20 protein-coding genes are annotated in these 22,005 nt (G+C 69.1%); 8 read left to right on the top strand and 12 right to left on the bottom strand.

The features are described from left to right. Positions 1 to 11 precede the first annotated feature (11 nt). Positions 12 to 719 carry a response regulator transcription factor gene (locus AC1DMQ_RS03585; protein WP_477032174.1) on the top strand — a complete coding sequence of 236 codons (708 nt, stop codon included), beginning with the start codon at positions 12 to 14 and terminating at the stop codon, positions 717 to 719. Then, positions 716 to 2,299 carry a sensor histidine kinase gene (locus tag AC1DMQ_RS03580; protein WP_477032173.1) on the top strand — a complete coding sequence of 528 codons (1,584 nt, stop codon included), beginning with the start codon at positions 716 to 718 and terminating at the stop codon, positions 2,297 to 2,299. The genes AC1DMQ_RS03585 and AC1DMQ_RS03580 overlap by 4 nt, the downstream gene beginning before the upstream one ends. A 105-nt stretch (positions 2,300 to 2,404) precedes the next feature. Here AC1DMQ_RS03580 and AC1DMQ_RS03575 read toward each other — a convergent pair whose 3' ends face one another. The 6 genes from AC1DMQ_RS03575 to AC1DMQ_RS03550 all read right to left on the bottom strand — a co-directional run bounded on the left by AC1DMQ_RS03575 (position 2,405) and on the right by AC1DMQ_RS03550 (position 10,088). After that, positions 2,405 to 2,746: an endonuclease domain-containing protein gene (locus tag AC1DMQ_RS03575; RefSeq protein WP_477032172.1), complete on the bottom strand. Its 342-nt coding sequence runs from the start codon at positions 2,744 to 2,746 to the stop codon at positions 2,405 to 2,407. A gap of 528 nt (positions 2,747 to 3,274) precedes the next feature. Further along, complete coding sequence (locus AC1DMQ_RS03570) at positions 3,275 to 3,448, bottom strand: hypothetical protein (RefSeq protein WP_477032171.1); 174 nt, start codon at positions 3,446 to 3,448, stop codon at positions 3,275 to 3,277. A 46-nt stretch (positions 3,449 to 3,494) separates the two neighbouring features. Continuing rightward, positions 3,495 to 3,884 carry a hypothetical protein gene (locus AC1DMQ_RS03565; protein WP_477032170.1) on the bottom strand — a complete coding sequence of 130 codons (390 nt, stop codon included), beginning with the start codon at positions 3,882 to 3,884 and terminating at the stop codon, positions 3,495 to 3,497. 295 nt (positions 3,885 to 4,179) lie between these two features. After that, a complete protein-coding gene (locus AC1DMQ_RS03560) occupies positions 4,180 to 5,613 on the bottom strand; it encodes an efflux transporter outer membrane subunit (RefSeq protein WP_477032169.1) in 1,434 nt (477 codons plus the stop codon). Continuing rightward, complete coding sequence (locus AC1DMQ_RS03555) at positions 5,613 to 8,792, bottom strand: efflux RND transporter permease subunit (RefSeq protein WP_477032168.1); 3,180 nt, start codon at positions 8,790 to 8,792, stop codon at positions 5,613 to 5,615. The genes AC1DMQ_RS03560 and AC1DMQ_RS03555 overlap by 1 nt, the downstream gene beginning before the upstream one ends. Before the next feature lie 117 nt (positions 8,793 to 8,909). Next, positions 8,910 to 10,088 carry an efflux RND transporter periplasmic adaptor subunit gene (locus AC1DMQ_RS03550; protein WP_477032167.1) on the bottom strand — a complete coding sequence of 393 codons (1,179 nt, stop codon included), beginning with the start codon at positions 10,086 to 10,088 and terminating at the stop codon, positions 8,910 to 8,912. Between the two features lie 397 nt (positions 10,089 to 10,485). On the opposite strand from AC1DMQ_RS03550, the gene AC1DMQ_RS03545 reads away from it, so the two are divergent. Beyond that, positions 10,486 to 11,124, top strand: coding sequence for a TetR/AcrR family transcriptional regulator (locus AC1DMQ_RS03545; protein ID WP_477032166.1), 639 nt, complete (start codon positions 10,486 to 10,488; stop codon positions 11,122 to 11,124). Between the two features lie 403 nt (positions 11,125 to 11,527). Continuing rightward, a complete protein-coding gene (locus tag AC1DMQ_RS03540) occupies positions 11,528 to 11,755 on the top strand; it encodes a DUF2188 domain-containing protein (protein WP_477032165.1) in 228 nt (75 codons plus the stop codon). Positions 11,756 to 11,774: 19 nt separating this feature from the next. Here the strand turns inward: AC1DMQ_RS03540 and corA are convergent, their stop codons facing one another. Beyond that, entirely contained in the window at positions 11,775 to 12,743 is a 969-nt protein-coding gene (gene corA, locus AC1DMQ_RS03535) for a magnesium/cobalt transporter CorA (RefSeq protein WP_477032164.1), read from the bottom strand. Positions 12,744 to 12,933: 190 nt separating this feature from the next. On the opposite strand from corA, the gene AC1DMQ_RS03530 reads away from it, so the two are divergent. Continuing rightward, positions 12,934 to 14,610: an MFS transporter gene (locus tag AC1DMQ_RS03530; RefSeq protein ID WP_477032163.1), complete on the top strand. Its 1,677-nt coding sequence runs from the start codon at positions 12,934 to 12,936 to the stop codon at positions 14,608 to 14,610. A gap of 17 nt (positions 14,611 to 14,627) precedes the next feature. Here AC1DMQ_RS03530 and AC1DMQ_RS03525 read toward each other — a convergent pair whose 3' ends face one another. Continuing rightward, entirely contained in the window at positions 14,628 to 14,900 is a 273-nt protein-coding gene (locus tag AC1DMQ_RS03525) for a hypothetical protein (protein WP_477032162.1), read from the bottom strand. A 592-nt stretch (positions 14,901 to 15,492) separates the two neighbouring features. On the opposite strand from AC1DMQ_RS03525, the gene AC1DMQ_RS03520 reads away from it, so the two are divergent. The 3 genes from AC1DMQ_RS03520 to AC1DMQ_RS03510 all read left to right on the top strand — a co-directional run bounded on the left by AC1DMQ_RS03520 (position 15,493) and on the right by AC1DMQ_RS03510 (position 17,947). Then, positions 15,493 to 16,656: a helix-turn-helix domain-containing protein gene (locus AC1DMQ_RS03520; RefSeq protein WP_477032161.1), complete on the top strand. Its 1,164-nt coding sequence runs from the start codon at positions 15,493 to 15,495 to the stop codon at positions 16,654 to 16,656. Positions 16,657 to 16,772: 116 nt separating this feature from the next. After that, a complete protein-coding gene (locus AC1DMQ_RS03515; protein WP_477032160.1) occupies positions 16,773 to 17,792 on the top strand; it encodes a hypothetical protein in 1,020 nt (339 codons plus the stop codon). Beyond that, positions 17,789 to 17,947 carry a hypothetical protein gene (locus AC1DMQ_RS03510; RefSeq protein WP_477032159.1) on the top strand — a complete coding sequence of 53 codons (159 nt, stop codon included), beginning with the start codon at positions 17,789 to 17,791 and terminating at the stop codon, positions 17,945 to 17,947. Before AC1DMQ_RS03515 ends, AC1DMQ_RS03510 begins: the two co-directional genes overlap by 4 nt. A gap of 13 nt (positions 17,948 to 17,960) precedes the next feature. Here the strand turns inward: AC1DMQ_RS03510 and AC1DMQ_RS03505 are convergent, their stop codons facing one another. Genes AC1DMQ_RS03505 through AC1DMQ_RS03490 form a run of 4 tightly spaced genes read right to left on the bottom strand, consistent with a single transcriptional unit; the run spans position 17,961 to position 22,004 of the window. After that, on the bottom strand, positions 17,961 to 19,358 hold the full coding sequence (locus AC1DMQ_RS03505) for a hypothetical protein (protein WP_477032158.1): 1,398 nt from the start codon (positions 19,356 to 19,358) through the stop codon (positions 17,961 to 17,963). Next, positions 19,355 to 20,455, bottom strand: a complete 1,101-nt coding sequence (gene wecB / locus AC1DMQ_RS03500; RefSeq protein ID WP_477032157.1) for a non-hydrolyzing UDP-N-acetylglucosamine 2-epimerase — start codon at positions 20,453 to 20,455, stop codon at positions 19,355 to 19,357. Before wecB ends, AC1DMQ_RS03505 begins: the two co-directional genes overlap by 4 nt. Then, a complete protein-coding gene (locus AC1DMQ_RS03495) occupies positions 20,452 to 21,366 on the bottom strand; it encodes an NAD-dependent epimerase/dehydratase family protein (RefSeq protein WP_477032156.1) in 915 nt (304 codons plus the stop codon). The genes wecB and AC1DMQ_RS03495 overlap by 4 nt, the downstream gene beginning before the upstream one ends. Further along, the gene (locus AC1DMQ_RS03490) at positions 21,363 to 22,004 is read right to left on the bottom strand and encodes an acyltransferase (RefSeq protein ID WP_477032155.1); all 642 of its coding nucleotides are present in this window, start codon (positions 22,002 to 22,004) and stop codon (positions 21,363 to 21,365) included. Before AC1DMQ_RS03490 ends, AC1DMQ_RS03495 begins: the two co-directional genes overlap by 4 nt. Position 22,005: the final 1 nt, after the last annotated feature.

The raw sequence follows: 22,005 nt of genomic DNA, 5'->3' as shown, positions 1-22,005 counted from the left end.
ACATGAGGCCCATGCAGCGCACGATCCTGGTCGTCGACGACGATCCCCACATCCGCCAGCTCCTGGTGTTCGCCCTGGCCAAGGTCGGGCTGGAGACCCGCGAGGCGGCCGACGGCGAGGCGGCCCTGGCCTCCGTCGCCGAACGCGCGCCCGACCTGGTGGTGCTGGACATCAACATGCCGCGCCTGGACGGGCTGGAGGTCTGCCGCCGCCTGCGGGCCCAGGGAGACCTGCCGATCCTGTTCCTGTCCTCGCGCGACGACGAGATCGACCGGGTGCTGGGCATCGAGCTGGGCGCCGACGACTACGTGGTCAAGCCGTTCAGCCCGCGCGAGGTGGTGGCCCGGGTCCAGGCGATCCTGCGGCGCACGGGCGGCAAGAGCGCCGAGGCCGCACCCGCCGACGGCCTGATCGTCCGGGGCAAGCTGACCCTCGATCCCGAGGCCTGGAGCGCGGCGTGGGCGGGCGGCGAGGTGTCGCTGACCGTCACCGAGTTCACGATCCTGCGCACCCTGGCCGCGACCCCGACCAAGGTGTTCAGCCGCGACGCCATCATCGACCGCCTGCGCGGCCCGGGCTTCGCGGTGACCGACCGCACCATCGACAGCCACGTGCGCAACCTGCGCGCCAAGTTCGCCGGGGTGGGCGGGCACGACGTGATCGAGACGCGGGCCGGGATCGGCTACCGGCTCGGCGCTTGCGCGGGCGTCGCCGGATGAGCAGCTGGCTGCGGCGTTGGTGGCCGGCCCTGCGCCTGCGGACCATCCTGCTGACCGTGCTGCTGTTCGCCGCCGCCATGCCGGCCATCGGCGCGGTGTTCCTGCGCACCTACGAGAACACCCTGATCCGCCAGACCGAGGCCGAGTTGACGTCGCAGGGCGCCGCGCTCGCGTCGGCCGCCGCCAACCTGTGGCCCGGCGCGGTGCGCGACCTGACGCCGGCCGACCCCGACGCCCGCGACGACCCCGGCTACTACCGCCCCGAGTCCACCAGCGTCGACCTGCGCACCTCGCCGGTGCTGCCCGAACGCCCGGCGGCGATCCCCGGCCAGACCGCCGACCCCAAGGCCGAGACGGCGGCCGAGGTGCTGGAGCCGATCTTCGACCAGACCAGCCGCAGCACCCTGGCCTCGATCCTGATCGTCGACCGCCGAGGCGTGGTGGTGCGGGGCCTGGGGCAAGGTGGAAGCCTGGCGGCCCTGCCCGAGATCCAGGCGGCCCTGCACGGCCATTCGCGCACCGTCCTGCGCCGCAACGGGGCCTATCATCCGCGCTATTCGTTCGAGTGGCTCAGCCGCGCCTCGGCCGTGCGGCTGCACCATGCGCGGCCGGTGAGCGTCAACGGCCAGGTCGTGGGCGCCCTGCTGCTGTCGCGCTCGCCCCGGGCGCTGTTCCGCGGCGTCTACCAGGACCGGGGCAAGCTGCTGGTCGGGGCGGGGGCGACGATCCTGCTGCTGGTGCTGCTGTCGGGCCTGGTATCGCGCGGCGTGACCCGGCCGATCGAGGCGCTCAGCGCGGCCACCCGCAGCGTGGCCGCCGGCCAGGGCAGCGTGCCGGAGACCCCCGCCACCGCCGCCGTCGAGATCCGCCACCTCTACCAGGACTTCCGCGTGATGGCCGACGCCATCGCCGTGCGCTCGCGCTACCTGCGCGACTTCGCCTCGGCCGTCAGCCACGAGTTCAAGACCCCGCTGGCCGGGATCACCGGGGCGGTCGAGCTGCTGGACGACCATTTCGACACCATGACCCCGGACGAGCGCCGCCGGTTCCTGGGCAACATCTCGGCCGACAGCGCCCGGCTCTCGCAACTGGTCGGCCGGCTGATGGACCTGGCCCGGGCCGACATGGCCATGCCCCAGGCGGGCGTCGTGACCGACCTGGCCTCGACCGCGCGCCGCGTCGCCGACGCCCAGGGCGGCGGGCAGGGCGGCCGGGGACTGGACATCGTCCTGGACCTGCCCGCCGCCCTGCCGTCCGTCGCCGCGCCCGAGGCGACCATCGAGGCGGTCCTGACCGCCCTGGCCGAGAACAGCCGCCAGGCCGGGGCCACGAGGCTGCGGATCAGCGGCGCGGCGGTCGACGACGAGATCGTCCTGCGCATCGCCGACAACGGCCCCGGCGTCCCGACCGCCGACCGCGACCGCCTGTTCGAACCGTTCTTCACCAGCCGGCGGGAAACGGGCGGGACGGGGTTGGGGCTTTCCATCGCGCGGTCGCTGCTGGCGGCGAGTTCGGGGCGGATTTCGCTGGTCGAGGAGGAGGCGGGGGCGGTGTTCGAGGTGGGGGTGTTGAGCGGGTGAGGGCGGGGCTAGAGGGCTGCCTTCGACCCTGAGCGGACGGTCAGATTCCCTCTCTCATAGAGAGAGGGAGGGGCCCGCCGCCAAAGGCGGTGGGAGGGTGAGAGGTTACACCCTTACCGAACGAAGCGCGGTGAGGATGTCGTCGATGACCGCATCGGGATCGGCCAGGACCCGTTCGTTGGGAAATCTCAGGACCACATATCCGAACAGCTCCAGCGTCCGCGTGCGGTTCTCGTCGTAGTCCTCGCGCCCTTCGTGGGCCGCGCCGTCCAGCTCGACGATGAGCTTGCCCGCCTCGCAGACGAAGTCGGCGAAATAGCGGTCGATCGGAACTTGCCGCAGGAACCTGAACCCGCCCGCCCGGCGGTTGCGGACCAGCTTCCAGAGGGCCTTCTCGGCCAGGGTCTGGTTCTGGCGAAGGCGGCGGGCGTTGGCGGTCGCGTCCATGGCGACAGCTTGGGTTCGCCTCGGCGACCGCGCAATGGAAGGAATCGGGGTTTTCCGGCTGACGGTGAAACCTCTCACCCTCCCACCGCTTCGCGGCGGGCCCCTCCCTCTCTCTATGAGAGAGGGGCATCCACGGCCCGTCTTCCGTCCATCGCGGACCTTCAAAATCTCCGCCTGTCGAAACAGACCATCCGCCCCGGATGAGGCCGCGCCTTAAAGCCTTGGTGGAGCAGGCTCGCCATCAAGGTTTCAAGGCGCGGCCTCCCCGCCGCGGGCGGTCTTTCGACATCCCCGACGTCCGTCATCCTCGGACTTGTTCCGAGGACCCCTGTCTCCGCCGCGAAGGCCGTGGGGTGGCGGGCCGGCCCGCCGATGAACCGACGGCTCGGCTGAACGCGGGGTCCTCGGAACAAGTCCGAGGATGACGGTGTGAAATGGAACGGGACGGGATTCTCCTATTGGCTCAGCAGGCCCCACCCGACCCTGGCGCCGCCAGGGCCACCCTCCCCACAAGGGGGAGGGAAGGACCTACGGCCGCCGCCGCATCCCGCGTACCGCCCGCCGCGCCGTGATCACCCCGATCGTCGCGATCACCGCGCCGCCCAGGCGCCAGGTGTCGCCCGTCTGGGTGAAGGCGGCGGCGACGCCGGCGGCCACGAGGGCGGCGCCGAGCAGGATCTGGAGCAGGACGGGTCTGGTCATGCGGCACAGGTAGGGCGGGGGGCACGGTTGCGAAACCCCTCGCGGCTCACAACCGTCCGCGACGCCCGCCCTTCAGCTTGTCCAGCGCCCGCCGGGTGTGTTCGGCCTGCGCCGCCACGGGGGCGTCCACGGGCGGGGCGGCCGGCGTCGTGGCCATGATCATCGCGCTGACGTTCGCCACGCCCTGGGCGGCGTGCAGGCCGGCGGCGGCCGTTTCGGCCAGCTGCGGCTTGCCGCGCGGGGTCGGGACGATCAGGGCGACCTTGCGGGCCATGGCGGCCAGCTCGCCGACGGCCTTGGCCTTGTCGCGGGCCTGGCGGATCAGGACGGGATTGGTGGAGGCCTCGATGCTCGCCCAGGCCGCTTCGAGGGCGGCCATCAGCTTGAGCTGGAAGGTCAGGCACCGGGTGGGGATGTCGATGGTGGCTTGGGTCATGCCGCTAGTGTGCGGCCGTCCTGGAGGGTGAGGACGGGAAACGTGCGTTTTTGTGCAGGGGGTTGGATTTGCGAGGGTTTGTTTTGCGGGGTGCGGGGATAGACGCCCTCCGATCCCCTTTCAGCCGTCATCCCGGGCACAAGGCCCGGGATGACGGTGTGAAAAATGGACCGACAGGCTCGGTGTCCTGTGGATAACTTTTGGTGTCGTGACCGGCGATGGGGACACGCCCAAGGGCATGTCCCCGGTCCGGATCGGGGACATGCGCTTGTCGCGTGTCCCTAGTTTCAAGCGCCTACGACGTCCACCCGCCGCCCAGCGCCTTGTAGATCGCCACGACATTGGTGTTCACGCCGGTCTCGGCGACCGTCATCGAGTCCTCGGCCGCCAGCAGCGTGCGTTCGGCGTCCAGCAGCACCAGGAAGTCGATGCCGCCTTCCTTGTACTGGATCCGCGCCAGTTCGGCGGCGCGTCGCGAGGCGGCGGCCTGGTTTGTGAGGCTCACAAGCTGGGCCTGCTGCTGGCGGTAGGCGACCAGGGCGGTCTCCAGGTCCTCCAGGGCCCGCAGGACGGTCTGGTCGTAGACGGCCAGGCTGGCGTCGTTGCGGGCTTCGGCCGCCTTCAGGCGCTGGTGCGCGCCGCCCAGGTCCAGGGCGGGCCAGGTGACCGAGGGGGCCACCGACCAGGCCTGGCTGGCGGCGTTGCCGAAGCCCGACGAGGTGCCTGACAGGAAGCCGATGAAGCCCGTGACCCGGACGCGCGGGAAGAGGTCGGCCGTGGCCACCCCCACCTTGGCGGTCTGGGCGGCCAGGCGACGCTCGGCCGCCTGGACGTCGGGACGCCGGCGCAGCAGGTCGGCGGCGTCGCCGATCGGCAGGGCGGCGATCAGCGGCGTGACCTCGGCGGTCGTGGTCGCGACCAGGGCGGTGTCCAGTTCGCCCGGCCGCTTTCCGACCAGCACGCAGAGCCGGTAGTTGGCCCGCTTCTCGGCCGTGATCAGGGCGGGGATCACCGCCTCGGTGGCGTTCAGGCGGGCCTGGGCGCTGGCCACGTCGATCGGGTTGCCGGCGCCAGCGTCGTAGCGGACCTTGGTCAGCCGCAGGGTCTCGCGCTGGGTGTCGAGGTTGCGGTTGGCCACGGCCAGGCGGGCCTGGGCGCCGCGCAGTTCCAGGTAGTTGCGGGCCACCTCGGCGGCGATGGTCACCTGGGCGTCGCGCAGGTCGGCTTGCGCCGCGCCTGCCTCAGCCCGGGCCGACTCCACGCCCCGGCGAACGCGGCCGAACAGGTCGATCTCCCAGCCGGCGTCGAAGCCGGCCTGGTAGGTCTCGCTCTCGACCCGCTGGCCGTTCGAGCCAGGCTGCTGCTGGTCGCTCTTCTGATAGGCCCCGCTGGCGGTGACCCGCGGGATCTGGTCCAGGCGCGCGTCCTTGAACAGGGCCCGGGCCTCGTCCACCCGGGCGACCGCGATGCGGATGTCCAGGTTGCCCGACAGGCTCTGGGTGACCAGGCTGTCGAGCACCGGGTCGTTGAACGCCTTCCACCACTGGGCCTCGGGGTTGGCGGTGGAGAAGGCGCCGGCCGGGGCGTTCTGCAGCACCACCGGCGCTGAGACCGGGGTCTTGTAGTCCGGCCCCACGGCGCAGGCCGACAGCAGCAGCATGCTGGCGAACAGGCCGAGCTGGACCTTCAGGTTCCGCCAGCCCGGCTGGCGGATTTGAGAAGCAAACATCAGTGCGCCTCCACGGCGGTCGTCGTTTGTTTGGCCGCCTTCAGCGCCGCCCGGCGGGCGGTGTTGCGACGGATCACGAAGTAGAAGATCGGGGTCAGGATCAGGCCGAAGACCGTCACCCCCAGCATCCCCGAGAACACCGCCACGCCCATGGCGCGGCGCATCTCGGCGCCGGCCCCGTGGCTGACCACCAGGGGCGCCACGCCCATGATGAAGGCGATCGAGGTCATCAGGATCGGCCGCAGGCGCAGGCGACAGGCTTCCAGCACCGCTTGCAGCGGCGTGTCGCCATGCTCCTCCCGCTCCTTGGCGAATTCGACGATCAGGATGGCGTTCTTACAGGCTAGGCCCACCAACACGATCAGCCCGATCTGGGTGAAGATGTTGTTGTCGCCATGGGTCAGCAGCACGCCGGCCAGGGCCGACAGCAGGGTCATCGGCACGATCAGGATGACGACCAGCGGCAGGCTCCAGCTTTCGTACTGGGCGACCAGCACGAGGAAGGCCAGGAGCACGCAGAGCGGGAAGATGTAGATCGCCGTGTTGCCCGCCAGGATCTGCTGGTAGGTCAGCTCGGTCCACTCGTAGCCCATGCCGTTGGGCAGCTCCTTCTTGGCCAGGTCCTCCAGCGCCTTCTGGGCCTGGCCCGTAGAGTAGCCGGGGGCCGGGCCGCCGTTGATCTCGGCCGTGAGCACGCCGTTGTAGTGGCTCTCGCGGTCGGGGCCGGTGGCCTCCTTGAAGCTCACGAAGGCGCCCAGCGGGATCATCTGGCCGTCGGCGTTCCGCGTCTGCAGGCGCAGCATCTGCTCGGGCTGCATGCGGAATTTCTGGTCGGCCTGGACGTTGACCTCGTAGGTGCGGCCAAAGCGGTTGAAGTCGTTGACGTACAGCGAGCCCAGATAGACCTGCATGGTCTCGAAGAGGTCGGTCAGGCTGACGCCCGAGGCCCGCGCCTTCTCGCGATCGATGTTGGCCTCGATCTTCGGCACGCTGACCTGGTAGGTCGAGAACACGCCGACCAGGGCGGGGTCCTTGCGGGCCTTGTCGATCAGGTTCTGGGTCTGCTTGTTCAGCTCGTCCGGACCCAGGCCCGCGCGGTCGACGATCTGCATGCGGAAGCCGCCGATCGTGCCCAGCCCCTGCACCGAAGGCGGCGGGAAGACCGCGATCTGGGCGTCGGGGATGGCGCCGAACTTGGCGTTCAGCTGGCCGACGATGGCGTTGGCCGACAGGTCGTGGCCGGTGCGGTTCTTGAAGTCGTCCAGCGGGAAGAACACCGCGCCGGAGTTGGGGCTGTTGATGAAGCCGTTGGCCGACAGACCGGGGAAGGCGACCGAGTGCTTGATGCCCGGCACCTTCATGGCGATGTCGCCCATCTGGCGGATGACGGCCTCGGTGCGGTCCAGCGAGGCCGCGTCGGGCAGTTGCACGACGGCGACGACATAGGCCTTGTCCTGCTGCGGCACGAAGCCGCCCGGGGTCTTGGCGAAGGCGAAGACCGTCAGGGCCAGCAGGACGCCGTAGATGACCAGGCCCGCCGTCGACTTGCCCAGGGTGCGGCCGACATTGCGGACATAGCCGTCCGACGCCTTGGCGAACATGCGGTTGAACGGGTTGAACAACCAGCCCAGGGCCGCGTCGATCATCTTCTGGAAGCGGTCCTTGGGCGCGTCATGGCTCTTGAGGAGCACGGCGGCCAGGGCCGGCGACAGGGTCAGCGAGTTGAAGGCCGAGATCACCGTCGAGATGGCGATGGTCAGGGCGAACTGGCGGTAGAACTGGCCGGACAGGCCGCTGATGAAGGCGGTCGGGATGAACACCGCGCACAGCACCAGGGCCGTGGAGATGATCGGTCCGGTGACCTCGCTCATGGCCTTGCGCGTGGCCGCCGCGGGTTCAAGGCCGTTGGTTATGTTCCGCTCGACGTTCTCGACCACGACGATGGCGTCGTCGACGACGATGCCGATGGCCAGGACCAGGCCGAACAGGGTCAGGGCGTTGAGGCCGAAGCCCAGCATCAGCAGGACGGCGAAGGTGCCGATCAGCGAGACGGGCACGGCGATCAGCGGAATGATCGAGGCGCGCCAGCCCTGCAGGAAGATCACCACCACGATGACCACCAGGATGATGGCCTCGATCAGGGTGTGGATCACCGAGTTGATCGATTCCTGCACGAAGGCGGTGGTGTCGTAGATGATCTCGTAGTCGACGCCTTCCGGGAATTCCTTCTTCAGCTCCTTCATCGTCTTTTTGATGTCGGCGGCCATCGCCAGGGCGTTGGAGCCGGGGCGCTGGAAGATCGGCATGGCCACGGCCGACTTGTTGTCGAGCAGCGAGCGCAGGGCGTAGTTGTTGGCGCCCATCTCCACGCGGGCCACGTCGCCCAGGTGGGTCAGTTCGCCGTTCTCGCCCGAGCGGATGATGACGTTGCGGAACTGCTCTTCGTCGGTCAGGCGGCCGGGCGCGTTGACCGACAGCTGGAACTCGGCGCCCACATTGGTCGGCGGCGCGCCCAGTTGGCCGGCGGCGACCTGGACGTTCTGCTCGCGCAGCGACTTGACCACGTCGCCGGCCGTCATGTTCAGCGAGGCCAGCTTTTCCGGGTCCAGCCAGATCCGCATCGAATAGGCGCCGGCCCCGAAGATCTGCACGTCGCCCACGCCGTCGACGCGCTTGAGGCGGTCGCGGACGTTCAGCTGCGCGTAGTTGCTGAGGTACAGCATGTCGTAGCGGTTGTTGGGCGAGATCATGTGCACGACCAGGGTCAGGTCGGGCGAGGCCTTGTCGGTGGTCACGCCGATGCGCTGCACCTCCTGGGGCAGTTTCGGCAAGGCCTGGGCGACGCGGTTCTGCACCTGCACCTGGGCCTTATCGAGATCGGTCCCCAGCGCGAAGGTGACGGTCAGGATCATCGCGCCGTCGGAGGCCGACTGCGACGACTGGTAGATCATGCCCTCGACGCCGTTGATCGCCTGCTCCAGCGGAGCGGCGACGGTCTGGCCGATGACGGCGGGGTTGGCGCCCGGATAGGCGGCGCGCACGACCACGGTCGGCGGCACCACCTCGGGATATTCCGAGATCGGCAGGCGCGGCAGAGCCACCAACCCGGCGATGAAGATGACGATCGAGAGCACGGCGGCGAAGCGCGGTCTGCTCACGAAGAACTTGGAGAAATTCATGGGAGGCGCCTTTTGCGGGCGAGTATGGGGAGGAGGCAAAGGGGGAGCGTCAAGCGCCGTCGGGCGCTCGTTTTTCGCCCGCTCCGGACGGTCCGGAGCGGGCTTTTTGGGGTACGCTTAGTTCTGAGCGACGCTGTTGATCATCGCGACACGCTGCGGGCCGGTTTCGAACTGCGACAGGTCGGTCGACAGGTCGGTCTTGACGACCACCGGGCTGACGGTGTCGCCCGGCTTGACCTTCTGCAGGCCGCCGACGATCACCCGGTCGCCGGGCTTCAGGCCCGTGCGGATGATGCGCAGGTTGCCGGCCAGCGGGCCGATCTCGACCGGGCGGTACTCGGCCTTGTTGTTGGCGCCCACCACCACGACGTAGCGCTTGCCCAGGTCGGTGGCCACCGCGCGGTCGGGGGCCAGGGCCACCGTCGCGGACGTGTCGCTGACCATGCGGATGCGGGCGAACAGGCCAGGGGTGAACCGGCCGTCGGCGTTGGCGAAGATCGCCCGGCCGCTGATCGTGCCGCTCTTGGCGTCCATGGCGTTGTCGATGAACTTCAACTGGCCCTGGTGCGGATAACCGTCCTCGGTCATCAGGCCCATATAGACCGGGCTGGCCTTGCCGCGTTCGGCCGAGGCGTACTTCAGGAAGGTCTGCTCGTCGGCGTTGAAGGCGGCGTAGATCGGGGTGTCGCTGACCACGGTGGTCAGCAGGTTCGACGGGGTCACCAGGTTGCCTCGGGTGATCAGGGCCTTGGAGATCCGGCCGTCGATCGGCGAGACCACGCGGGTCCATTCCAGGTTCAGGCGGGCGGTCTGGTAGGCGGCGTCGGCGGCGCCGAGATTGGCCTGGGCGGCCTTTTCTTCAGCCGAGAGCCGGTCGAACTCGCTCTGGGCCAGGGCGTTCTGCTCGATCAGCCGGCGGCCGCGCTCGCGGTTGACGACGGCCAGGTTCAGCTGGGCCTTGGCGCGATCGACCTCAGCCGACGCGCGGTTGGCTTCGGCCTGGTAGGGGCGCGGATCGATCTGGAACAGCACCTGGCCCTTGCGGACCCGGGCGCCTTCCTCGAACCGGGCGCCGTCGATATAGCCGCTGACCCGCGGACGGATGTCGACGGTGTCGATGGCTTCGAGGCGGCCGGTGAAGTCATCCCACTGGCGCAGTTCCTTGAAGGACACGGCGGTGATGGTGACCTGGGCGGGGGGCGGGGCGGCTTCCTGCTTGGCCTGGGCGCTGCAGGCGGCCAGCACGGCCATGGCGGCCAGGCCGGCGAAAGACGTGAAAACGGGGCGGAGGGACATCGGAGGACCTGTCGGACGAATGAAGCGGGGGAGGAGACGCGGAGGTTTTTCTATTCCCAAACGGGGCGCCGGGATTTCTGGCGGGCCTTGGACGAAGAGGCCCAGTCCTGACCGGACGGGCCTTCGGCGCCTTGGCCGATCAGTTTGTGGAGGGAACGGACTGACCCGGCGATCCAGCGGGGAACGCTGGCGGGCGGGGCGGCGGGGTGTTGGCTCGCGCTCGGGGGCATGGCTCGCGCTCCGTTCTGGGGTTAATGATCAAATGTCGCAGTTGCTGTTGCTTGACGTGACGTCCATCTGTGACGATGTAGTCGTATGTGACGATACCGTTCGGTATCATCCACGCGGTGAGAGATACTGACCGGTAACTCTCACGTCAAGGTGAGGTGCTGTGAAAATGGCTGAGAGAAATTCTGGCGGGGGCAAGGTGGACGAGTTGGAGGCAGTCGCGTGCCCTCCGTTGTCCAAAAGACCGGCCCGTGACCGGATCTTCGAAACGGCCCGCGAGCTGTTCTATCAGCACGGCATCCGCGCGGTGGGCGTCGAGGCGATCGCCCACGAGGCCGACGCCACCAAGATGACGCTGTACCGCAACTTCCCGTCCAAGGACGAGCTGGTCGCCGAGGTGCTGCGCGAGCAGGAACGCGACTACTGGGCCTGGTGGGACGAGGTCGTCGGTTGCACCTGCGGCGACCCGCGCGTGCAGCTGGAAGCGATCTTCGACGCCTTCGAGACCAAGGCCTGCAATGCCGACGTCCACGGCTGCCCGCTGTCCAACGCCGCCATCGAACTGCACGAGGCCGACCACCCGGCCCAGAAGGTGTCGGTGGCCTACAAGCAGCAGCTGCATGCCCGGCTGGTCGAGCTGTGCCGCAAGGCCGGCGCGCCGGACGAGGACCTGGCCGACGGCCTGATGCTGCTGATGGAAGGCTCCTACACCGCCCGCGTCACCCTGGGCCCCAGCGGCCCGGTGCGGGCCGTGGCGCGCGCGGGCCGGTCGCTGATCAAGGCGCACCTGGACAAGCCGGACTGCTAGACGCGCCGCGCGAAACCCATCCCCCGACGGGTCCCGCGCGGCGCGCGCCGGCGCCGTCAAAGGGGAGGGAAAAGACGTCGCCTCCAAAAATCTATCAAATTGATAGGAATTGAGTCTCGGCAGATTTTCTGACCCGGCTCGCAGATCATCGAACGACCCGAGAAACTAAAAACGGGGCCAGGAGTTCTGGCTCGCGTCAGTTGCGTTCGGGTCATACCCATGTCGTCAAGTTGTGAAATTGCGAGCCTATAAGATGTGTCGATGTCATCCCCTCGTAGGGCGAATGCCGATCTGACCTCGATGTTTCGGGGCTGATCAGCGCCCGAATAGCCCCGCTCGTTCGCGCCCTTCCAAGGCTTTCCGGCCCGGCGCTCCCAAGTCCGATTTGCGTAAGGAGCTCTCCATGGCTCTGTTGATTTCCGTCACTCCGGCCGAGCAAGGCTGGTCCGTGCGCTCCGAGGCCCTCGAGGCCGAACTCACCTTCGAACGCGGCGGTCGCGCCGAAGCCGCCGCTCGCGACCTGGCCAACCGCCTGGCCGCCTCCGGCCGCGCCGCCGAGGTGCGGGTGTTCCTGCGCGACGGCGCCGAGGCGGGACGTTTCCTGCATCCCGCGCGGGCCTGGGCCAGCTAGCTGGCGCGGCCGGACGCCCCTACAGCCACCCGTTCCTCTTGAACCGCCAGTACAGATACCCGATCAGCCCCGCGACGCCGGCCATCACCATCGGATAGCCGAACGTCCATTTCAGCTCGGGCATGTGTTCGAAGTTCATGCCGTAGATCCCGGCCACCGCCGTCGGCACGGCCAGGATGGCGGCCCAGGCGGCCAGCTTGCGGGTGATGGCGCTCTGCCGTTGCTGTTCCAGCAGCGAGGCGGCTTCGAACACCGAGGTGATCACTTCGCGCAAGGCGTCGACCATGCCCTCGACCTTCTGCGTGTGGTCCAGCACGTCGCGGAAATAGGGGCGGACGTCGTCGTCCAGGCACGGGGTGTCCAGATGCTCCAGCCGCCCGCAGACCTCGGCCATGGGCGACAGCACCCGCTTGAAGCGGATCAGGTCGCGTCGCAGGTGGAACAGGCGCTTGACCTCGGCGTGGCTGAGGAAGGCCTCGAGCGTGCGGCGCTCGATGTCCAGCACCTCGTCCTCCAGCGCCTGGATGATCGGCAGGTAGCCGTCGACCACGAAGTCGAGCACGGCGTGCAGCACGTAGTCCGAGCCCTTGGCCAACAGGGTCGGCGAGGCCTCCAGCTGGGCGCGCAGCTCGGTATGGGCCCGGGCCGAGCCGTGGCGGACGGTGATCAGGTGGCCCTGGCCGACGAAGATCGCCGTCTCGCCATAAGCGATCTGGTTGTCGACCAGCTGGGCGGTGCGGGCCACCACGAACAGCTCGCGGCCATAGACCTCGACCTTGGGCCGCTGGTGGGCGTTGAGCGCGTCCTCGATCGCCAGGGGATGCAGCTTGAAGCGGGTCTGCAGCCGCGCCAGCTCGGCCGCGCTGGGCTCGTAAAGGCCAATCCAGACGAACTCGCCCGGCTTGGTGACAAGGGCGTCTTCGTGATCGAGGCTGACCTCGCGGTTCCTGACGCCGTCCTTGTAGATATAGGCCGCAACGACGCTCATCGGGATCCCGGACCGCTTGCCTGGTCCCGTAAAATGGGACGGCGAAGATTCCTTTTAGCCAACGCTTCGGCTTTCGTCCGGTTCATGTTTAGCCTCTCGCCAACGCCGCGAACGCCGTCCATGATGGTTGCGGTAACATGGTTCGATCGCCCGTAGCGGCGACGCCAAGGATTGCTTGGGGGAGATACGCATGGGAAGCGACGCCGCGAAACCGGTGAAGGGCGCCAAGGGCGGTCGCGCCGTTGGGCGCAAGGACGGCCTGGTGATCGGGGCCGCATCGGTCGGCACCGTCTTCGAGTGGTACGACTTCTACCTCTACGGTTCGCTGGCCACCTACATCACCAAGCACTTCTTTTCGGGAGTCAACGAGACCACCGGCTACATCTTCGCCCTGCTGGCCTTCGCCGCCGGCTTCGCGGTGCGGCCGTTCGGGGCCCTGGTGTTCGGCCGGCTGGGCGACCTGTGGGGTCGTAAGAACACCTTCCTGGTCACCATGCTGCTGATGGGCCTGTCGACCTTCGTGGTCGGCCTGCTGCCCAGCTACGCCAGCATCGGCATCGCCGCCCCCATCGCCCTGGTGGTCATGCGCCTGGTCCAGGGCCTGGCCCTGGGCGGCGAGTACGGCGGCGCGGCCACCTATGTGGCCGAGCACGCCCCGCCCGGACGGCGCGGCTTCTACACCAGCTTCATCCAGGTGACGGCCACCTTCGGTCTGTTCCTCAGCCTGGTGGTGATCCTGCTGACCCGCAACGCGGTGGGCGAGGACAGCTTCCAGGCCTTCGGCTGGCGCATCCCGTTCCTGATCTCGGTGCTGCTGCTGGGCGTGTCGCTGTGGATCCGCCTGCAACTGGCCGAAAGCCCGTCGTTCCAGAAGATGGTCGACGAGGGCAAGGGCAGCAAGAAGCCCCTGGCCGACTCGTTCGCCAAGTGGGGCAACCTGAAGATCGTGCTGCTCGCCTTGGTGGGCTTGACCGCTGGTCAAGCGGTGGTCTGGTACACCGGCCAGTTCTACGCCCTGTTCTTCCTGGAGAAGATGCTCAAGGTCGACGGCGGTACGACCAACCTGCTGGTCGCCGTCGCCCTGCTGATCGGCACGCCGTTCTTCGTGTTCTTCGGCTGGCTGTCGGACAAGATCGGCCGCAAGCCGATCATCATGCTGGGCTGCATCCTGGCGGCCCTGACCTATTTCCCGCTGTTCAAGACCCTGACGACGGCGGCCAACCCGCAGCTGGCCGCCGCCGTGGCCAGCGCGCCGGTGACCGTGGTGGCCGACCCGGCCGACTGCTCGTTCCAGTTCGATCCGGTGGGCAAGACGGTGTTCAACCGCTCGTGCGACCTGGCCAAGTCGTACCTGGCCAAGGCCGGCGTGACCTACGCCAACCAGGCCGCTCCGGCCGGCTCGGTGGCTCAGGTCAAGATCGGCGCGACGACCATCGCCTCGTTCCCGGGCCAGACCCTCGACAAGGCCGCCTTCAAGGACCGCAAGACGGCGTGGGAGAAGGAACTGGGCGCGGCGCTGAAGACCGCCGGCTATCCGGCCAAGGCCGACGACGCGCTGATCAACAAGCCCATGGTGGTGGCGATCCTGACGATCCTGGTGCTGTACGTGACCATGGTCTACGGCCCGATCGCCGCCATGCTGGTCGAGATGTTCCCGACCAACATCCGCTACACCTCGATGAGCCTGCCCTATCACATCGGCAACGGCTGGTTCGGGGGCTTCCTGCCGACCACGGCCTTCGCCATGGTCGCGGCCACGGGCAACATCTATTACGGCCTCTGGTACCCGATCGTGGTGGCCGCGGTGACCGCCGTGGTGGGCGTCCTGTTCCTGAAGGAAACCAAGGACGTCGACATCGAGGCCTAGGGGAGGCCTAGCTAAGCCTAGGCGGGCTGGCCGGGGCCTAGCGTCCCGGTCAGCAGGCCGTCGATACGGGCGCCCTGCGGGGTCTCGCGACGCGCGTCGAGATAGGCCGTCACCCGGTCCAGCATCTGTTCGGCCTGGGTCAGGCCGCCCAGCGCCCAGTCGATCTCGCTGACGGTCCGGTGGTCGCCGTGCAGGCGCTCGCGGGACGAGGCCAGGGCCTTCATGGCCACCGCGTGCAGGGCGGTCATGTCGCGGCAGGCCTCGGCGGCCATCCAGCCGACGGCGGCCATGCGACGGGCCCGACTCAGGGCCGCTTCGGCGTCGCGCTGACGATTCTCCGCCTCGCGCAATACGGCCTGCGCCCGACCCAGTTGGCGGGCTCCGCTTTCGGCGATCTGGCGCCTTTGCCGCTGTTCGCCGTCGCAAACGGCCTTCATGTCGCGCAGAGCTTGCGCCCAGTCATCCTGCTCTCGCGGGTTGCTTGGAGTCTCCGAGAGATTCCGTTTCCCGAAGATCGCCATTTCCTTCCAATTTTGACGAACCATAGAGTCCTCCGTGACCCTGTTTCGCCCTCATGTTTCTTCCGAATCTCTCGGTCTGCTATGCGGCAAGTGCCAATCGCACATCTGTTCCTTCTAATTTTGTGTATTAATGAATAATATTAAATTAACTATACACAAAACTTGGTTATCAAGCTGCGCCATTCGCAAATTTTGTAATTTTCTCTGCTGTTTCGATGCTTTCTAGTGGTTTCACCTTACTTACAACAAAGATGGTCCGTGCCATCCTCAAAGGGTGAATCGGGCGTGACGACAGGTGCGATCGCTTAAAGCTTATGGTGCAGACGCCATTGATCGCATGGTCTCCGCCAGGAGAGGTCCGATGGACAATGAAGGCATGCGGGGAACACACTCTCATTCTCGATCTTGGTCAACCGCTGACTGGCGGCAACCCGCGACGGCCAAGCCGAACGACAGCCTGAGCGACGACGGACTGGTCTCCGGAGGGCTGGACGAGCAGCGGTCGTTCGGCGCGCGCGCGGCGCCGGTGTCGCTGGGCCATGTGGTCCTGAGCGAGACCCGCGGCCCGCACGAGGTCTGGGCCCACACGGCCGGCCGCGACCTGGCGATCACCCAGCTGACGCCCGAGCCGTGCCGCGGCCACCTGCTGCGGGCCAGCCTGGGCGACATGGGCTTCGACGCCGGGGCGTTCGACGGCGACCTCCGCGTGCGCGGGGTCATGGCGCGCAAGGCCTTCAGCCTGGTTTCGGTGATGGAGCAGGAGGGCGTGCTCAACCAGTGGGGCCACCGGATCGAGGAGGGCGACGTCATCGCCATCCCGCCGGGCGGCGAGCTGGACGGGCGGTTCCAGGGCCACGTCGCCTACGCCGTCGTCACCGCGCCTTGGGGCCTGGTGATGCAGCGGGCCGAGGCGTTCGAATGGCTGGCCGACCCGTGCTTCTGGACCGAACCGGCGGTCTATTCGCCGCCGCCCGAGGCCCGGGCCGCCTGCAAGCGCGTGCTGCAGGGCTGCTCCAGCCTGCTGCGGGCCATGGGGGCGGGCGTTCCCAGCAGCACCGTCGCCTTCCTGCGCAACGAGCTGCTGGACGGCGTGCTGTCGGCCCTGGCCGAGGTCAAGGTCGAGGGCGCCCGCCGGCAGGGCGCGCTGAACGCCGCCCGGATCGTCCGGGGCGCGGAAGACTTCCTGGAAAGCGGCGGGGCCCGCCAGGCCGTGCAGATCGAGGATATCTGCTCGGCCCTGAACATCTCGCGCCGCACGCTGTACCGGGCCTTCCACGACCTGCTCGACGTCAGCCCCAAGGCCTATCTGCGGCTGAAGAACATGTCGGCGGCCCGGGCCCGGCTGCTGGACGCCGGCAATCGGCCGACCACGGTGACCCAGGTGGCGCTGGACCAGGGCTTCTGGGAGCTGGGGCGGTTCTCGGGCGCCTATCGGGCGATGTTCGGCGAGTCTCCGTCCGAAACCCTGCGCGGGGCCCAGGGGGCTGTTCAGAGCGCGGCTCAGGGCGACAGCCTTAGGCGTTGACAGCGACCGCCGACGCCGCCGACGCTTGAGGCGAGCGCGCCAGGCGCTCCCGTGCAGGGCGGCGTTGATGGCTTCGCGTTTCCTCCGTGCCCGTTTCGGCGTCTAGTTCGCCGGGCATGCGTAACCGACCGACCGCCGTGGTCCTGTACAACTGGCGCGGCCAGTGGCCGATGCGCCGCTGGGAGCATCAGCGGATCTTCGCCTGGAAGGCCTGTTTCCCCGGGCGGGTGAGCTTCCTGAACATCGGGTTTCCGTTCAATCCGGCCTGGATCACGGGGCTGGATCCCGACCTGGTGGTGGTCGACGCCACCGCCCTGACCGCGCGCTACACCCGCGTCGGCCTGGGCGGCCTGCGGCGGGCGATGGACGCGGTCCCGGCGCGCTCGCGGCGCGTGGCCGCGCCGCTCGACGAGTTCCTCGGCCTTCAGGACCTGCGCGATTTCCTGGTCGAGGCGCGGATCGACCTGCTGCTCACGGCGCTGGAGCCGGCGCTGTGGGACAGCGTCTATCCGGTCGCGCAGCGGCCGTTCGCCCTGAGGCGCTTCCTGACCAGCTATGTCGACGACGGGCTGGCGCGACGGACGTCCAGCGACCTGGCGCGGCGGTCGATCGCCGTCAGCTACCGGGCCTGGGAGACGCCGGCCTGGCTGGGCGAGATGGGCGTGCTCAAGCGCGAGGTCGGGCTGAGGGCGGCGGCCTGGGCCCAGGCGCGCGGCCATCGCGCCGACGTGGCGGTGGACGGCGAACGCAGGCTGGTCGGCGACGCCTGGCTCCGCCTGCTGGGCGCCAGCCGGGCGGTGGTCGGGGTCGAGGGCGGCTCGTCGCTGGTCGATCCGGCCGCCGCCCTGACGCCCCAGCCCGAGATCCGCGCCATGTCGCCCCGCCACCTCGAGGCCGTGGCGACCCGGACCTTCCAGGTGCTGGTGGAGGGCGACTACAGCGGCGTCCTCGAGGCCGGGACCCACTACCAGCCGGTCCGCCGCGACCTGTCCGACATCGAGGCGGCCCTCGATCTCAGCCGCGATCCGCAACGGGCCCAGGCGATGGTCGACCGGGCCCACGACGAGATCGTGGCGTCCGGCCGCTACAGTTGGCGCACGGCGGTGGCCGAGATCACCGATCAGGTGCTGGCGTGAAGCGGGGCCTGCCGCTGTTCCTGCGCCTGCGCGATTGCGCCGCGTGGGCGGTGATCATCGTGGAGGCGCGCCTGCTCAAGGCGCCCATGCTGCGACGGCGGCTGGGCGCCGTCGCGCGCCTGCCGTTCCTGCGGCGCTGGATCGGCGTGGACTAGGCCTTGTCCGGGATCATCGCCGCAGCAGGCGGCGCGCCAGGCCTTCGAGTCCGGCGCGGCGCACGGCCGCGCGCGCCAGCCGCCAGGCCAGGCCCGGGGGGCGCATCTCGTGCGGATTGTCGATGGCCATGAACGGGAAGGCCTTGCGAAATTTGGCGTCGATGCGGTCGGTGGTCACCGCGGCCGGCCGGCCGACGGCGGTCTCGGCGACCCGCTGGTCGAACACCTCGATCATCGCCCCGTAGCCATAGGCGGGATTGAGGGCGATCTCGGCATAGGCGTTGGTGATGATCTCGGCGACCCGCTCCGGATCGCGCAACACGGCCGCCACTTCGGCCATGTTGCCGTGGTCCTTGTCGAGCGGGACATAGTGCCGCCACGGCTCCAGCACGCCCGAATAGCGTCCCGGATAGGCGATGATCAGGGTGCGCAGGGCGATCGCCTCGAAGACCCGGGGCGAGATCTGGGCGATGTCGATCTGGTCTTCCCGCCCGGCGAAGAACCGGTCGCGCAGCATCTCGTACGAGGGCTTGCGGGCCAGGGCGGGGATCGGGTGCGGGCGCTCGATCAGCGCGGCGAAGCTTTCGGTGCGGGCAGCCACCGCGCCGTCGAAGTCGAAGACGCTGGCCCCGCTCTCGACCGCCAGCACGGCCTGGCAACTTCGGATGAACTTCACCCAGTCGCGGCCGTAGAGCCGGCTGCGTTCGGACCAGGCGATGTCGGTCGAGATGCCGAACCGCTTGGCGTCGCGCTTGAACAGCTTGCCGATCCGGATCTTCTCGCGGCCCTGCTCACCGTGCCAGGCCGGATAGGTGCGGCCGCGATAGCCGACCATGGTCTTGCGGGCCGCCAGCGGCACCGGCGGGTACTGGGTAAGCCATTGGGGCACGTAGCCGGTCAGCACCTGCTGGGTGCGCAGCTTGCCGGCCTTGCCGTAGACCTGCTCGGCCTCGGTCGGCCCCAGGCAGGTGAAGACCAGGTCCACGCCGCAGGCCTCCAGCGCGTCGAGGGTGGCGTTCACGAAGCGGTATTCGTCCTGGATGAACACCGCCTTGGCCCCGCGGAAGGCGGCCAGGGCGCGGCGCGACCGCGGGCCGACGAAGGCCTCGATCGCCAGGAACAGCGAATAGTGGATCACGACCGCGTCGAAGGTCTCCAGCTTCACGCCGTCGAAGATCTCGCCGGTCCGCGACAGCACCCGGACCTCGTGGCGCGAGTAGCGGGCGAAGGCGTTGATGTGGTCGCAGACCGTGGCGGCGTTGGCCGGATCGTAGTTGCAGGCCAGCAGGATGCGCAGCGGCCGCGCCTCGCCGTTCAGCGCGTTCTCGAGGGCTTGCTCGGGCGACACGTCGTGAGCGGGCAGAGGCGGCCGGGGACGGTCGCCCCGAGGCTGGTCATGCGTGTCCTTCATGGACGGGCTCCGGTCATGGCGCGCGGCGCGGCTAGCTCGCCTTCGAGAAAACGCGCGATCGTCTCGACGATCCGCTCGGCGGCGTCGCCGGCGCCGTAGTCGTCGATCTCACGCCGCGGTCGGTAGTCGTTCACGGTCCACAGCCGGTTCCACCCCGCGTCCACCGTCTCGCTCCATTCGGTGTCGTCGCGCAGGGTGACACAGGGCTTGCGATGAAAATAGGCCTCCTTCTGCAGGCCGCCGGAATCGGTGAGCACCAGGGCGCAGTGGGCCAGCAGCCGCTGCATGTCGATCGGCCCCACGGGCTCGATCACCGTCAGGCCGGCCAGGTCGACGCCGAACCGGGCCGCCGCCTCGCGGGTTCGCGGATGCAGGGGCAGGATCACGGGACCCCGGCCGACATGCTGGCGCAGATAGCCCACGGCGGCGGCCAGGCCGGCGGCGCTGTCCGTCGTGGCCGCGCGATGCAGGGTGGCGACGGCGTAGGCGCCGAGCGGCAGGTTCAGGCGGCACAGGACGCTGTCGGCGGGGCGGGGCAGGGCGGCCATGGCCAGGACCGCGTCCTGCATCACGTCGCCCACATGATGCACGCCCTCGACCAGGCCCTCGCGCGCCAGGTGGCCGACCGCGGCCCGCGTCGGGGCGAACAGCAGCCGGCTCAGATGGTCGACGACCACGCGGTTGGTCTCCTCGGGCATCGACCGGTCGAAGATCCGCAGCCCCGCCTCGACATGGGCCACCGGCACGCCGGACTTGGCGGCCGCCAGGGCGCCGGCCAAGGTCGAGTTGGTGTCGCCGTAGACGATCACCAGGTCGGGCGCATGGCGGGCGATGACCCCGTCGAGGGCGGCCAGCATCCGGCCGGTCATCTCGCCGTGCGAGCCCCCGTGGATCCCCAGGTTCTCGGCCGGTTCGGGCAGGTCCAGTTCGCGGAAGAAGCGGTCCGACAGGGTCGCGTCATGGTGCTGGCCGGTATGGACCATCACCTCGGTCAGGCCCAGCGTTCGGGCGATGGCGCGGCTGACGGGCATGGCCTTGACGAACTGCGGCCGGGCGCCGACCACGGTCAGCAGGCGCCCCATGACACGCGCTGTCACGCCGGCTGTCCCGAGTGCGCCAGGCGGGCCCGCACCCGCGCCGTCACGCGGTCCAGGCCCTCGTCCAGCGACACCTTCGGCGTCACGCCCAGCAGGTCGCGCATGCGGGTCAGGCTGGGCTGCTTGGCGGCGGTCATCCGGGCCGGCAGGTCGTGCAGGGTGACCAGCGACGGCGAGGCGTTCAGGCGAGTGCGCAAGCCCTCGGCCAGGGCCTCGATCGGCGTCACGTCCGGGTGGCCGATATTGATCACCGCGTGCTCCTCGACCCCGGCGGCGGCCTCGATGGCGCGCACGGCGTCGGAGATGTGCAGCCAGCCCCGGGCGCTGCCGCGATGCACCTGGATCGGCCGGCCGCGCGCCAGGTCGTGGGCGAAGCGGATCATCGCCGAGCGGTGGTCGCCGAAGTCCTCGTTCTCGTCATAGATCATGAACGGCCGCAGGGTGACCGCGCGCAGGCCGTGCTGGGCCACTTCGTAGTCGACCAGCTGCTCGCCCAGCAGCTTGGTCAGGCCGTAGCGGTTGTTGGGGCGGGGAACCGTCAGGGTCTCGTCCATCGGCCCGTCGGTTGGGCCGTAGACTTCCGAGGTCGAGAAATAGACCAGCTTGGCGTCGGCGGCCTGGGCCAGCAGCACCACGTTGTTCAGCCCGCCCAGATTGGTGGCGACCGCCAAGCTGGAGGCCTGCTCGCAGGTCACCCGGCTGACCACGGCGGCCAGGGCGAAGATCACGTCCGGCTTCCAGCGCAGGGTGGGCATCAGGTCGGCCGGCTGGTTGATGTCGACCTGCAGGTAGTCCTTGCGCCAGCCGGGCTTGATGTCGGCGCACAGCACCTCCCAGCCCTGGGCGCGCAGATGCGCCGCCAGGGGCTTGCCGATATTGCCTTCCGATCCGATGACCAGGGCCCGCTTCATCCGACGCTCGCTGACTGTTCTTCACTGATGTCTTCGCCGAAGCCCGACAGGTTGATCACCCGTCGCAGCCCGTCCGGTCGCTCGGCATAGCGGTCGCCGGTGCGGGGGCAGACCAGGTCCGGGCCCAACACCTCGCCGGCGTGGCTGACCCAGCCGACCCGGCGGGCCGGAACGCCGGCCATCAGCGCCAGGGGCGGGACGTCGTGGGTGACCACGGCGCCGGCGGCGATCAGGCACCAGGCGCCCAGGGTGTTGCCGCAGACGATGGTGGCGTTGGCCCCGATCGTCGCGCCGCGTCCCACGCGGGTGGGCCTGAACTCGGCCTTGCGGTCGATCTCGGCTCGGGGTGTCGTGACGTTGGTGAACACGCAGCTGGGACCGCAGAACACGCCGTCCTCCAGGACCACGCCGGCATAGAGGCTGACATTGTTCTGGATCTTGCAGCGGGCGCCGATGATCACGCCGGGGCCGATGGCGACGTTCTGGCCGATCACGCAGTCGCCGCCGATCAGGGCCCCGGCCGCCACGTGGCTGAACCGCCAGACCCGGGTGCCGGCGCCCAGCACCGCGCCCGGTTCGACCTCGGCCGAGGGGTGGGCCCAGGCCGGAGGACGGTCCGATGACGAGGCGGCGCTCATC

The sequence above is a fragment of the Caulobacter sp. 05L422 genome (assembly GCF_056397765.1).
This window is presented reverse-complemented; position numbering and strand designations above follow the sequence as displayed.

Bases quoted from the DNA above. Each gene is read 5' to 3' on its own strand.
- AC1DMQ_RS03585 (WP_477032174.1), top strand. From the start codon at position 12: ATGCAGCGCACGATCCTGGTCGTCGACGACGATCCCCACATCCGCCAG.
- AC1DMQ_RS03580 (WP_477032173.1), top strand. From the start codon at position 716: ATGAGCAGCTGGCTGCGGCGTTGGTGGCCGGCCCTGCGCCTGCGGACC.
- AC1DMQ_RS03575 (WP_477032172.1), bottom strand. From the start codon at position 2,746: ATGGACGCGACCGCCAACGCCCGCCGCCTTCGCCAGAACCAGACCCTG.
- AC1DMQ_RS03570 (WP_477032171.1), bottom strand. From the start codon at position 3,448: ATGACCAGACCCGTCCTGCTCCAGATCCTGCTCGGCGCCGCCCTCGTG.
- AC1DMQ_RS03565 (WP_477032170.1), bottom strand. From the start codon at position 3,884: ATGACCCAAGCCACCATCGACATCCCCACCCGGTGCCTGACCTTCCAG.
- AC1DMQ_RS03560 (WP_477032169.1), bottom strand. From the start codon at position 5,613: ATGTTTGCTTCTCAAATCCGCCAGCCGGGCTGGCGGAACCTGAAGGTC.
- AC1DMQ_RS03555 (WP_477032168.1), bottom strand. From the start codon at position 8,792: ATGAATTTCTCCAAGTTCTTCGTGAGCAGACCGCGCTTCGCCGCCGTG.
- AC1DMQ_RS03550 (WP_477032167.1), bottom strand. From the start codon at position 10,088: ATGTCCCTCCGCCCCGTTTTCACGTCTTTCGCCGGCCTGGCCGCCATG.
- AC1DMQ_RS03545 (WP_477032166.1), top strand. From the start codon at position 10,486: ATGGCTGAGAGAAATTCTGGCGGGGGCAAGGTGGACGAGTTGGAGGCA.
- AC1DMQ_RS03540 (WP_477032165.1), top strand. From the start codon at position 11,528: ATGGCTCTGTTGATTTCCGTCACTCCGGCCGAGCAAGGCTGGTCCGTG.
- corA (WP_477032164.1), bottom strand. From the start codon at position 12,743: ATGAGCGTCGTTGCGGCCTATATCTACAAGGACGGCGTCAGGAACCGC.
- AC1DMQ_RS03530 (WP_477032163.1), top strand. From the start codon at position 12,934: ATGGGAAGCGACGCCGCGAAACCGGTGAAGGGCGCCAAGGGCGGTCGC.
- AC1DMQ_RS03525 (WP_477032162.1), bottom strand. From the start codon at position 14,900: ATGGCCGCCGTCGGCTGGATGGCCGCCGAGGCCTGCCGCGACATGACC.
- AC1DMQ_RS03520 (WP_477032161.1), top strand. From the start codon at position 15,493: ATGGACAATGAAGGCATGCGGGGAACACACTCTCATTCTCGATCTTGG.
- AC1DMQ_RS03515 (WP_477032160.1), top strand. From the start codon at position 16,773: ATGCGTAACCGACCGACCGCCGTGGTCCTGTACAACTGGCGCGGCCAG.
- AC1DMQ_RS03505 (WP_477032158.1), bottom strand. From the start codon at position 19,358: ATGAAGGACACGCATGACCAGCCTCGGGGCGACCGTCCCCGGCCGCCT.
- AC1DMQ_RS03495 (WP_477032156.1), bottom strand. From the start codon at position 21,366: ATGAAGCGGGCCCTGGTCATCGGATCGGAAGGCAATATCGGCAAGCCC.
- AC1DMQ_RS03490 (WP_477032155.1), bottom strand. From the start codon at position 22,004: ATGAGCGCCGCCTCGTCATCGGACCGTCCTCCGGCCTGGGCCCACCCC.